Annotated in this window: 9 protein-coding genes; 1 reads left to right on the plus strand and 8 read right to left on the minus strand. The window is 52.5% G+C overall.

The window, feature by feature from the left end:
• Positions 1–2,495: ATP-dependent chaperone ClpB (gene clpB / locus ACTRC3_RS10660; RefSeq protein WP_440323049.1), on the plus strand; the 2,495-nt coding region annotated here is incomplete at its 5' end.
• Between the two features lie 70 nt (positions 2,496–2,565).
• Here the strand turns inward: clpB and ACTRC3_RS10665 are convergent.
• From ACTRC3_RS10665 to ACTRC3_RS10700, 8 genes are all read right to left on the minus strand, one after another.
• A complete protein-coding gene (locus ACTRC3_RS10665) occupies positions 2,566–4,458 on the minus strand; it encodes an ATP-binding protein (RefSeq protein ID WP_440323050.1) in 1,893 nt (630 codons plus the stop codon).
• 28 nt (positions 4,459–4,486) lie between these two features.
• A complete protein-coding gene (locus ACTRC3_RS10670) occupies positions 4,487–5,881 on the minus strand; it encodes an MATE family efflux transporter (RefSeq protein WP_440323051.1) in 1,395 nt (464 codons plus the stop codon).
• The gene (locus ACTRC3_RS10675) at positions 5,878–6,408 is read right to left on the minus strand and encodes a phosphatase PAP2 family protein (RefSeq protein WP_178039877.1); all 531 of its coding nucleotides are present in this window, start codon (positions 6,406–6,408) and stop codon (positions 5,878–5,880) included. Before ACTRC3_RS10675 ends, ACTRC3_RS10670 begins: the two co-directional genes overlap by 4 nt.
• Before the next feature lies 1 nt (position 6,409).
• On the minus strand, positions 6,410–6,640 hold the full coding sequence (locus ACTRC3_RS10680) for a hypothetical protein (protein WP_440323052.1): 231 nt from the start codon (positions 6,638–6,640) through the stop codon (positions 6,410–6,412).
• A gap of 74 nt (positions 6,641–6,714) precedes the next feature.
• A complete protein-coding gene (locus tag ACTRC3_RS10685) occupies positions 6,715–8,619 on the minus strand; it encodes a hypothetical protein (RefSeq protein WP_440323053.1) in 1,905 nt (634 codons plus the stop codon).
• 15 nt (positions 8,620–8,634) lie between these two features.
• The gene (locus tag ACTRC3_RS10690) at positions 8,635–10,425 is read right to left on the minus strand and encodes a cobaltochelatase CobT-related protein (RefSeq protein ID WP_440323054.1); all 1,791 of its coding nucleotides are present in this window, start codon (positions 10,423–10,425) and stop codon (positions 8,635–8,637) included.
• Positions 10,426–10,435: 10 nt separating this feature from the next.
• Positions 10,436–11,350 carry an AAA family ATPase gene (locus ACTRC3_RS10695; RefSeq protein WP_440323055.1) on the minus strand — a complete coding sequence of 305 codons (915 nt, stop codon included), beginning with the start codon at positions 11,348–11,350 and terminating at the stop codon, positions 10,436–10,438.
• A 19-nt stretch (positions 11,351–11,369) separates the two neighbouring features.
• A partial coding sequence (locus ACTRC3_RS10700; protein ID WP_440323056.1) for an HAD family hydrolase occupies positions 11,370–12,131 on the minus strand: 762 nt, incomplete at its 5' end.

Here is a 12,131-nt window from a genome sequence, read left to right on the forward strand (position 1 = left end):
AACAGGAACACCTTCTGATGAGTCTGCTCCGGCAGGAGGACAGTCTGATTCTGAAGCTTGTCGCTAAGATGGGCATTGACCAGAATCTGTTTCTGAACGGTGTGGAACAGGCCTTAAATAAGAGAGTCAAGGTTTCCGGCGGACAGCCCTACGTGGGACAGTATTTGAATAAGGTACTGATCAGCGCCGAGGATGTGGCAAAACAGATGGGCGACGAGTATGTCTCCGTAGAGCACCTGTTTCTGGCCATGTTAAATGATCCCAGTCCTTCCATGAAGGAGCTGTTCCGGGAGTACGGCATTACCAAGGATCGTTTCCTGCAGGCGCTGTCCTCTGTGCGGGGCAACCAGCGGGTGACCAGCGATAATCCGGAAGCTACCTATGATACTTTAAGCAAATATGGTTCTGACCTGGTGGAAAAAGCACGGGATCAGAAGCTGGATCCGGTCATCGGCCGTGACGCGGAGATCCGGAATGTGATCCGCATCCTGTCCCGTAAGACCAAGAATAACCCGGTGCTCATCGGTGAACCCGGCGTCGGCAAGACCGCCGTTGTAGAGGGTCTGGCACAGCGTATCGTGCGGGGCGACGTACCTGAGGGTCTGAAGGACAAAAAGGTATTTTCCCTGGATATGGGCGCTCTGGTAGCGGGAGCCAAGTACCGCGGCGAGTTTGAGGAACGTCTGAAAGCTGTTCTGGAGGAAGTACGGAAAAGCGAGGGTAAAATTATCCTCTTTATCGACGAGCTGCACCTGATTGTAGGCGCAGGCAAGACAGACGGAGCCATGGACGCCGGCAATATGCTCAAACCCATGCTGGCCAGAGGCGAGCTCCACTGTATCGGAGCTACCACCCTGGACGAGTATCGTCAGTACATTGAAAAGGATCCGGCTTTGGAGCGTCGTTTCCAGCCGGTTATGGTAGATGAGCCCACCGTAGAGGATACCATTTCCATTCTGCGTGGCTTAAAGGAGCGCTACGAGGTATTCCATGGTGTGAAGATTACCGACGCCGCCCTGGTGGCAGCCGCTACCCTCTCCAACCGTTATATCTCCGACCGTTTCCTGCCGGACAAGGCCATTGACCTGGTGGACGAGGCCTGTGCTCTGATTAAGACGGAACTGGATTCTATGCCGACCGAGCTTGACGAGCTGCGGCGTAAGATTATGCAGCTGGAAATCGAGGAGGCAGCTCTGAAAAAGGAGACCGACCACTTAAGCCAGGAGCGCCTGGAGCATCTGCAGAAGGAGCTTGCGGAGCTGCGTGATCAGTTCAACAGCCAGAAGGCCCAGTGGGACAATGAGAAAAATTCCGTAGAGCGTCTGCAGAAGCTCCGCGAGGAGATTGAGGATATCAATAAGCAGATTCAGACGGCGCAGCAGAATTATGACCTGAATAAGGCCGCCGAATTACAGTACGGCAAGCTGCCTGCCCTGCAAAAGGAGCTTTCTGAGGAAGAAGAAAAGATCAGCAAAAAGGATCTGTCACTGGTTCACGAATCCGTAACGGAGGACGAAATCTCCCGTATCGTTTCCCGCTGGACCGGTATTCCGGTAGCCAAGCTGACCGAGAGCGAGCGGAATAAGACCCTGCACCTGGACGACGAGCTGCATAAGCGTGTCATCGGCCAGGACGAGGCGGTCACGCTGGTATCCGAGGCGATTATCCGTTCTAAGGCCGGTATCAAGGATCCGACCAAGCCCATCGGTTCGTTCCTGTTCCTGGGACCCACCGGTGTAGGTAAGACGGAGCTTGCCAAGGCGCTGGCAGCCAGCCTGTTCGACGATGAGTCCAACATGGTGCGGATCGATATGAGTGAGTACATGGAGAAATATTCCGTGTCCCGTCTCATCGGAGCTCCTCCCGGATATGTAGGCTACGAGGAAGGCGGTCAGCTGACCGAGGCTGTACGGAGAAAACCCTATTCGGTTGTCCTGTTTGACGAGATTGAAAAAGCCCATCCGGACGTATTCAACGTACTCTTACAGGTACTGGACGACGGACGTATCACTGATTCCCAGGGAAGAACCGTGGACTTCAAGAACACGATTCTGATTATGACCTCCAATATCGGCTCCTCCTATCTGCTGGACGGTATTGACGAAAACGGCAATATCAAGCCGGAGGCCCAGAATCTGGTTATGAACGACCTGCGTGCTCATTTCCGTCCGGAGTTCCTGAACCGTCTGGACGAAACCATTCTCTTCAAGCCGCTGACCAAGGGCAATATCACACGGATCATCGATCTGCTGCTTAGTGAGCTGAACGAACGTCTGGCTGACCGGGAGCTTTCCCTGGAGCTGACTGACGCCGCAAAGGCATTCATTGCCGACCACGGCTTTGATCCGGTCTACGGCGCCCGTCCGCTGAAGCGTTATATGCAGAAACACGTGGAAACATTAGCTGCCAAGTTAATCCTGGGCGGTGAGATTTCCACCGGAGCAACCATTGTCATTGATGTGGAGGGCGACGGCCTGACTGCAAGAGTCAAATAATTTCTGAATGAAAGAACTCGCGGATGACCTTTTGGTCTTCCGCGAGTTCTTTTGTAAAAATAAGAATCTTCTATTTTTTCTTCACATATCCATGAATCATCCGCGCCAGCTTCCCGTAATCCAGCGGCTTACTTAAGTGTTCGTTGACACCCGCTTCCCGGCTTTTCTCAATGTCTTCCGTGAAGGCATTGGCGGTCATGGCAAAAATGGGAATGGACGCTGCGTCCGGCCGCTCCATGGCACGTATCTGCTTCGTAGCCACAAGGCCGTTCATCACAGGCATCATCACATCCATCAGAATGATATCGTAAGTCCCAGCCGGGTTTTCCCGGAACCGGTCGACCGCCTGCTGTCCGTCGCCGGCCCAGGTCACTGACGCGCCCTTTTCCTTCAGCATGGCTGCAGCGATTTCCATATTCAGCTCATTGTCCTCTACCAGAAGTACATGCAGGCCGGACAAATCATCCTCTGTATTCTCTGCTTCTCTTTTCTTCTGTATCTCCTCTTTCCCTGTCTGCCGGAAATGAAACCGCAGCTGCACAGCCGTTCCCTCTCCGGGCTCACTTTCGATGGTCACAGTTCCGTCCAGCAAATCCGTCAGCTTCTTCACAATCGCCAGGCCAAGTCCTGCGCCCGCAGCGCCGCCGACTGACGAGCTGCGTTCCTGTTCAAAGGCTTCAAAGATATGCTCCTGAAATTCTTTGCTGATACCGATCCCCGTATCCTGAATCCGGAACCCATATTCCGAAGTTCCATCGTTTTCCGGAACCTCCGTTACAAAAAATATAATTTTTCCGCCGGCCGGTGTAAACTTTACCGCATTATTGATGATATTAACCAGAATCCGCTGCAGCTTTCCTTCGTCACAGTGTACATACGGATCCGCCACTTCCTGCCAGATCGTAAGGGCAATTCCTTTCTGTTCGACAGACGGGAGAAATAGCGTTTCCATATCTTTCACCAGCGCCGTCAAATCAATATCACTTTCTTCCAGCTCCAGCTTGCCATTTTCAATCCGGGTCAGATCCAGTACGTCGTTAATCAGATTCAGAAGCACCTGACCGGAATTCTTGATTTTTCCCACCGCATTGACTACCTGCGCCTCATCTCCGGGATTCCGGTCAATCATATCCGTGAATCCCAAAATGGCATTGATGGGAGTCCGGATATCATGGGACATATTTGCCAGAAAGATCGTTTTTACTCTTCCAGCCTCAACCGCCTGCCGGGACGCTTTCTTTTCCAGCTCCAACGCTTCCTTCAGACTTTCGCTATAGCGCTCTTCCTCCATGCTTTTCTGTCGATCCGCCATGAAAAGATACGCAAACAGCGTTCCCAGCACCAGACAGAAGGACTGAAACGGATAAGTCATCCGCAGGGGAATCAGGTATGTATTAGCCAGAACCGCCGCGAACGGAATCGTAGACAGCAGCAGGGACTGCAAAAGATACGGCTCCTTTTCGTACATTTTGTGATAGAGAATATAAATGCCATTTATAAAAGCTTCCAGATAATAGAACAGATTGATGACCGTAAAAAGTTCAAATCCACTGCCCCGGACATAGTCTCCCGTGTCTGTGATATACCAGACATAGCCATTATCAGGGGACATTACAACCATGACAAGCAGAATGATAAGCGGAAGCTTCTCCACTATCTGAAACCACCGTCCATAAGGCACATTGATATAACTGCGGACAAACAGCTGCCATATGAACGGCGTGATCACATAGACTAGGAAAAACAGGAAGATAACAATCTGAAACCCCGGCTCCTGATTTCTTCCCTCCAGAAAGCCAACCGCAAAGCCCGCGTCCAGCAACACATAGAGCACTACTGTGATATCCAGCACCTGATACATGCGCTTCATTTTCTCCTGCTTCATATCGTTGCAGATCTTCACGAATAAAATCAGCAGTATAATGATCATAAATACGGTACTGGTTAGATAATTGGCAACCATTTTTCACGCTCCAAAGATATTAATAGAATTATTGTACCATATTTCGGGTATGAGAAAAAGACTTTTTTCGCCGCCCGTCTGATGGGGAACAGCTTTTCAGCCATCCATAGGCAATGGTACAGATCATCACGGACAGCATCGAACCCGCCGCCGTGGCAAGTCCCATGGGCAGGAGGCTCATGGGGAACAGCTTTGACATCAAATACGCGCCCGGAATACGCACCAGCACAATGGCCGCAATATTGTGCAGGAAAGACAGCTCTGAACGTCCACAGGCACAGAAATAACCACTGAAGCTGAAATGAATTCCCGCGAACATACAGTCAAAAATATAACCACGGAAGTACCAGCCGCCCTGCATCACCACGGCTGCGTCCTTCGAGAACAGGCCGACCACCGGATTTGCGATAAACTGAACCAGAACCGCCATAAAAAGGCCAAACCCTGTAGCTATGAAGATGGCGTAACGCAGTGTCTTCCTTGCCCGCTCTTCCTCTCCGGCGCCGATATTCTGGGCGCAGAGAGCCGATACTGTAGACAGCATCGAAGAGGGCACCAGGAACACAAAGCTGATGATTTTCTCCACGATTCCCACCGCTGCCGCATCCGTGAGTCCGCGGCGGTTCGCGATAACGGTAATCAGGATAAAGGACACCTGAATCAGACCGTCCTGCATTGCCACCGGAAGACCAATGCGAAGAAGCTGTCCCATGGCTGTGCCCCTGGGCTTCAGATCTGATTTTTTCATGGTAAGCCCGGTATCCCGCCGCCTAATGGCCCAGAAGGCAATCAAAACACTGACTGTCTGAGACAGGGTCGTACCAAGGGCTGCGCCCGCAGGTCCCATATGGAAGGCTCCCATGAACAGATAATCTAATACGATATTGACGCCACAGGCGATGGCGATAAAGTACATAGGACTTTTCGAGTCACCCAGGCCCCGGAAAATGGAACTGATCACATTGTAGGCAGTGATAAAGGGAATACCGATAAAACAAATCGTCAGATACTGAATCGTACCTGCCACAGCCTCCTCCGGCGTGGAAATCAGCGCCACAATGGGCCGCACCAGCACTGTCAGCAGCACCATCAGCGCCACTGATACGCCCAGGAACAGTACGACGGTATTGCCAATGGCCTCGCCGGCCCGCTTTTTATCCCGGGCTCCTACGGCCTGTCCGATACTGACCGTGGTTCCCATAGCCAGACCTACCAGAATCACAGTCAGCATATGCATCACCTGGCTTCCCAGAGACACCGCCGTGGTGGCTGCCGTTCCGTCAAACTGACCGATGATAAAAAGATCCGCCATACCATACAGGGTCTGCAGAAAATAGGACAGCAGATAGGGCAGGGAAAAGTATAAAATATTGCTCAGCACGCTGCCGGAATTAAAATCTCGCGCTTTCTCACGTTTTCTCATCGGAGCTTCCCTCCCGTCAGCTTCCAGGCCACAAATCCGGCCGCGCATCCGATCACCACTCCGCCCAGTACATCTGTGGGGAAATGTACCCCCAGATAAATCCGGGAAAATCCAATCAGCGACGCCACGATGAGCGCCGGTACTCCGATGCTGTGAGGCATGCCAAGAAACATGACCGACGCCACCGCAAAGGCCGCGCCCGTGTGTCCCGACGGGAAGGAATAGTCTGCCGGTTCCTGCACCAGAAGAATCAGATCCTCCAGAAGATGATAAGGCCGCACTCTGGCTACCCAGTTTTTCAAAAGCAGATTGACCACCAGAAATTCCAGAATCATGGACACGGTGGCCGCCTCGCCCACCCTGCGCCATTTTGGCTGCAGAAGCAGTGCCAGGCAGGCCGCGATGGAGAGAAATCCTGCGTTTTCCAGTGAGGTGATGCACCACATCACCTTATTTTGCAACGGCCCCCGGATGCTATTCTGCAAAAACATCATGAAACGGTATTCCCATTCAAAAAATTTTTCCATCTCAGATCTCCGTAAAGGTGTATCGCTGCAAAAGCCCGGAGGTATTTACATGATAGACGACAGTTCCATCGGCCAGTTCTTCCCGTTCAAAGGTGAAGTCCCGCTCTTTTTCGTGGTGTTTCCTTACATATTCTTCCAAATCATCAATAGGAACCTCCTCGATAAAGACGTCCCGCATCTGATTGTTGGCACACTCGTTGAAAATCTCATGAACAACTTCATATTCTTTCATTTGCAAATCCCCTTTCCCGGGCATAGCCCTCTCTTTTTTTCGCTGCCCGTCCTGTTCCCGTATAAGACCTCTGCTTAGTACGGCGGCCTGATATTCGGAATACAGTAGACCGCAAAGGAATACAGCGACAATACCGCCGAGGTTCCCAACACAAGCTGAAACCACTTCGTCCTCGAAGTCTCCGGCTTTAATGCCGCCGCGTTGGCCGCGAAAATCAGTACCGGAACCATGTAACGCCCCTGGGCCTGGAAATCAATGAACCAGGCATTGTAGAGCAATAGCGCGTAAGACACCAGCGCGCAGAAAAACAGAAGTCCCAGCTTCACCTTCCGCTCCCCGTGTCCCTTTTCCCGAAGCACAGAACCGCAGCAGCCGATGAGATACACCAGATACAGCGCCCCCATCAGCAGCACATACCAGTCGGGACTTGGGAACTGGAGACTTCCGTAGGTTCCCACGAAGGAACGGAAGGTCGTCTTGTGAAGTCCCATATGAAACAGCAGCTCGGAAAGGGTAACGCCCTTGCCATAGAGATTGAAGGCCGAGCTCTGCTCCGAAGGCGGGGACGCCGGATTCAGCTTCGGAATCGCAATCTGCTCCTGCAGCTCCACCAGAACCCGGTGACGATGAATTCCATAATGTAAAAGCTCCGGAATATACCGGATTCCCAGGAATATCAGAGCAAAGCCCGCTACCCAGAGATAGCTGAGCAACCGGTTCTTTTTCTCCTCCGCAGGCGCTGTGAAGAGATCCACCAGCAGCATACAGAAGGCATAAATGGCGAACACATAGAAGTTCTGTTTGGACATGAAAATATTGGAAAACAAAAATCCCAGAAGCAATACCCGCCACCAGTCTGCTTTCTTCACGCCCCGTCTGCAAAGCTTCTGCAGCATACTGTCCGGTCTCGCCACCTGATAGAGCACCAGCACGCCCACCGCGTAGTCCATGGCGTCCGAGGTACAATAGGTATAGAGATACCAGATCTGGGGCGTCAGGAACATGACGGCCAGAAGCCAGCGGTTCTTTTTCAGGCTGCAGAAAATCAGATAAAAAAGCCCCGCCGCCATCAGCACGCTGAACAGCCGCACCGCATGCTCAAAGGTAAAAAGCCTCGCGATCTGAGCCGCAAAAATATAGAACAGGTCAAGCTCCGTAAGGCGCGCCGTTCCGAACACGGAATAGGCCGCCATCTCCAGATCTCTTGCGTCCGGAATCTTCCAGTGGGTAATGTAATACTGCACCGAATAGACCGCCTCAGACTCATCGGGGTTCACCAAATCAGAGCCTGTGAAAGCTCCGGTTACTATCAGAACCAGCGCCAGCAGCCCCGCTATATAAAATAACGTATCAACTGCCAGGAAAAACCGTCCCTCCCGCTGCCGCCAGATTTTCCGCACATAGAATTCAGCCGCGGCCCAGACGAGTAAAAGCAGAGGCAGCAGATAAAAAACGCCGGTCCGCGCATAGCGCCCCGCCATTTCCTTATAAAACTCCCGGAACACATCCGTAGTCAGAAGCTGAGAATCATCGCCTGTGATATAAAGCCCCAAAGAGCCGCTGTCCGTCTCATACATCTGAACCTGATCGTTGGGCGAAAATGAAGCCAGAAGTTCTTCTCCGGAAAGCTCTCCTGCGTAAAAGCCATTAATAAAAAAGGCAATGTCCCTGATTTGAATCTCGTCATCCAAATTGTAATCAATTGGGTCCAGGCGTTTGAAGGTCTGTCCGTCGCGCCAGCGGATATCCCAGAAGAAAAAGCGGGCTTCGCCGGGCTTTTTATCGGCATTCTTTACGCTGTCCAGTCCCAGATTTTCCGTCGGGGAAGCAAAGACCTTGCAGTGATTGCCCGCCGTATAATCTTCTTTTTCAAAATCCACACGCATTTCTGTAAGTATGACCGACGGATAAAGCAGAAATCCGGCCAGCACCAGAAGCAGCGCCAATGGCTTCCGCCATCTTTTCAGCCACATTTTCATAAAACTGTACTCCTTTTACTGTGCCGTATCGTCTAACTGGCGTTTCAGATAGAGGCCTACCACACTGGAAAAATTCATAATATTGCGGATATAGGCGAAATCCTTGCCGAAAATCCGCCGCTCCGCCTGGAGATCCTGCTCCTCCCCGGCAAAGACGCCCAGCACGGAGATTCCCTCCGCACGAACCTTTCGCACCTCGGAAGCCGTATCCCGCACCGCATAGTCACCTGCGTAGGGCGCAGGGTTCTTGCTGTTGGGCCGGTTCACAATGATGTCGTTGGGCCGCCCGTCGCTTAAGACGATGAGAACCTTATTTTCCTCGGGGCGTTCCCGAAGACTTGCCGCAGCCGCCCGGATAGCCAGACCGTCCCGGTTATTCGAAGAGGCGTGGAACTCGAAGATCCGCTTATTGGCCTCCTTCGGATCGTCGTAGTCCCGATAGCGCTGCATGACTGTATAGTCCCAGAAGGTACAGAAGCCCATGACTCGATGGGGAATCTGCACATTACTTAAGGCCTCGCTGATGATGTAGCCCTGCAGGGCCACCAAGCTCTGACGGCTTCTTTGAGAACCGCTGGCATCAATGAGCACGTGAACCACAAATTCTGAGCTGTCCTTTTTCAGCACCCGCTCAAAAAGCTTCTTATCATGGCTGCGGCCCAGCTTCCAGAGTCTTGAGGGTACGATGCTGCCATACTCGCTTTTCACCGTCTCCCGCTCGCTCCTGGCCACCAGGGCACGGCGCAGGGTGTCTGCCAGCACCTCGATATTCCGCTTCGCCACCCGGGTGTAATGACCGTATACCCTGAGGTTCTCGCTCTTTGACCGTCTGGCGTACTCGGACTGATAATTCCGCTTCACCATATTGGAAAGGATGCCGTCGGTAAAATAGAGGCTGCAGTCCGCATGGGCGCCCCGGCAGAGACTGCGGTTCAGACGCTTCTGCTCTCCGGCGCTTAAATAGGATCGCCCATAATTCAGCTCGATGTAGGAGTACATCTTCTCAGCCGCTTCCGCGTCCACCAGTACCCTTTTCATGCGGGTTTCCTTCTTTTCTTCCTCAGAGGGAACCTCTCCGGTCTGGGCCACGGCCTGATTGACCTGATTCAGTACCTGGGTCAGGTCCTCCTCCTCCGCTTCCTCCTCCAGATAATCCTTCCAGTTGAATTCCTGTAAGTCCTCCATGGTCACGGCCAACACCTTTTCCAGATCGCCGTGATTTTTTTCGAAATAAGGATCGACTAACCAGTTATACATGGCATCCGTAACCCGAATGATTTCCATCGTATCTTCGGTGTCCCGAAGGCCCGCCAGCATGTCCAGCGCCTGCTGCATCCTGGCCTGCTCATGCCCCGTCTGTCCCCGGACCGCCTGCTGCATCATGCAGATCTTAATCTGCCCCAGGTAATAGGACGCAAGCCTTGTAAAATCATAATCCAGCAAATCGGAAAAGGCCTTCTTCCGGATCTCCTGCACGCCCTTTCGCTCCGCGCTGATTTTTCTGTACACCGCGCTGTCCACCGCAAGCTGGGCCACATTCGTCAGAGCCTGCTCATCTGCCCCATAGTACAGCTTTTTCACCAGATACAGTCCAAAAGCGTTTCGGTCAAAGTACCGGGAAAATGCCCCCTGCTTCACCGCGTCATAGAGAGACACCCAGGGCGACCGGGAGAACGACACCGTATCCAGCTTGATATTCTCGCCGTAATTGCCGCTGACCGTCCAGTACAGGTTCCGGATTCGATTTTCTATCTCGTATTGATTTTCGTCAAAATAGTCCTCATTCAGAGTTTCCTGTTCCTTCATTCTGCCTCACTTAAAATAATTCGCTGCCGGTCCATTCCTCCGGAATCCGGGTCATAACGATATCGCCGACAATTTCTTTCTCAAAGATATCGAAGCTCTTATTGGTAATTCCCATGGTAATCGCCGCTCTGGGTGTAAGCCCGCAGCGTACCGTCTTCATGGCTCCGATCATACCGCGGAGATCCAGCGGCTTTGTGGATATCTCGCTGTTCTGAGCCTTGGCCTGCAGATCGAGGAAGAGTCCGGCAAAGGCCCGGATTCCTTCTTCCTTCGCGTCCGGGAAATTGGCCCGCAGAATCAGAAGCAGGGTTCCCTCAGTCAGGGCCGGCATATCGATCACCAGAAACCGGGACACCAGCGCCTCGTTCAGTTCTCTGGTTCCCGCGTAGCCGTAATTCATGGTTCCGATAAAACGGGTGGCCGGATGGAGCTCGATCTTGTCGTAACCCGGCATGTCGATGAGACGGCGGTAATCCAGAGTCGCGTGAAGCACGGAAACCGCGTCATTTTTCGCCATATTGATCTCGTCGAAGACGCCGAAGCCTCCATTTTCCGCGCACTGGTATACGGGGCCCTTGCGCAGACGCACCTCATTGTCCACGAAGGTGTCCGTTCCAATGAGGGAACTGCTGTCGGTGTTCACATTAAAGGAGATATTATAGGAGGGGCGGCCGAAGATCCAGGCCAGATTTTCCGCCAGGATATTCTTTCCCGTGGCCTTGGAACCGGAAAGCAGCACATTTTCCCCCTGAAGGAGGGCGGCGATGGCCATCTCCAGAATCTCTTTTCCATAGAAGGGCACCGGCGGCTCCACCACGCGGTTTTTCACCGTCTCGGCCACCGGATATTGGATCCGGAATTTCTCTACTTCCTGAATCAGCAACGGATTTACCTGCTGTTCTTCCAAATATTGTAATTCTTTCATATTGTCTTCCTTCTCTGATTTATCGGATGGATTTTATATAGGGAATCAGCTCATCGTAATGGCGTATGATCTGATAGGATTCCGGCCCGATCTTCGCGTCCTCCGGCAGAGGCTTCTCCTTGGCCCGGTACCAGACGCCGTGCATTCCGGCCAGCACAGAGCCCTCCACATCTTTCCTGAAATTGTCGCCCATGAATACGATCTCATCAGGTCTGCATCCAGCCTTCTCGATGCACAGGGCCATAAAATCCGGATGGGGCTTCTCATGGCCCGCTTCCTGACTGGTCACCATATGACTGATATAGGGACCGAACCCGAATTTTCCCAGCTTTTCATACTGCATCCGGAAGGTCATATCGCTGCCGATGCCCACGCGGATTCCCATTTCCCGCAGGCTCCGCACCGCCTCGATACTGCCCGGTTCCGGCTCGCTCACCGCATGGAGCGTATCCCAGTATGCATGATACAGCTTCGTCACATGGGGAAACAGAGGTTTTCCCCAATGCTCCAGCATATTCTGAATCCGGATGCTGCGGCTGTGAATGGCCGCGTCATCCGTGCCCAGGCGCTTTTGGATGTCCGCGTGCTGCCTCCGATATTCCTGCTCAAATTCCTCGCCGGAGACTCCCAGCTCCTGCTCCGCGTATTCCCGCATCTGCCGGACTCCTGCCGCGTGCCCTTTTTCGAAATCATAGAGGGTGTCGTCTATATCGAAAATCACTTCTTTTATCATAATTTCTGTCTCCTTCTCCCTGTCATTTTGTACTATTATATACTGTTT

This window comes from Laedolimicola sp. (assembly GCF_051972735.1).
Classification (GTDB): domain Bacteria; phylum Bacillota; class Clostridia; order Lachnospirales; family Lachnospiraceae; genus Laedolimicola; species Laedolimicola intestinihominis.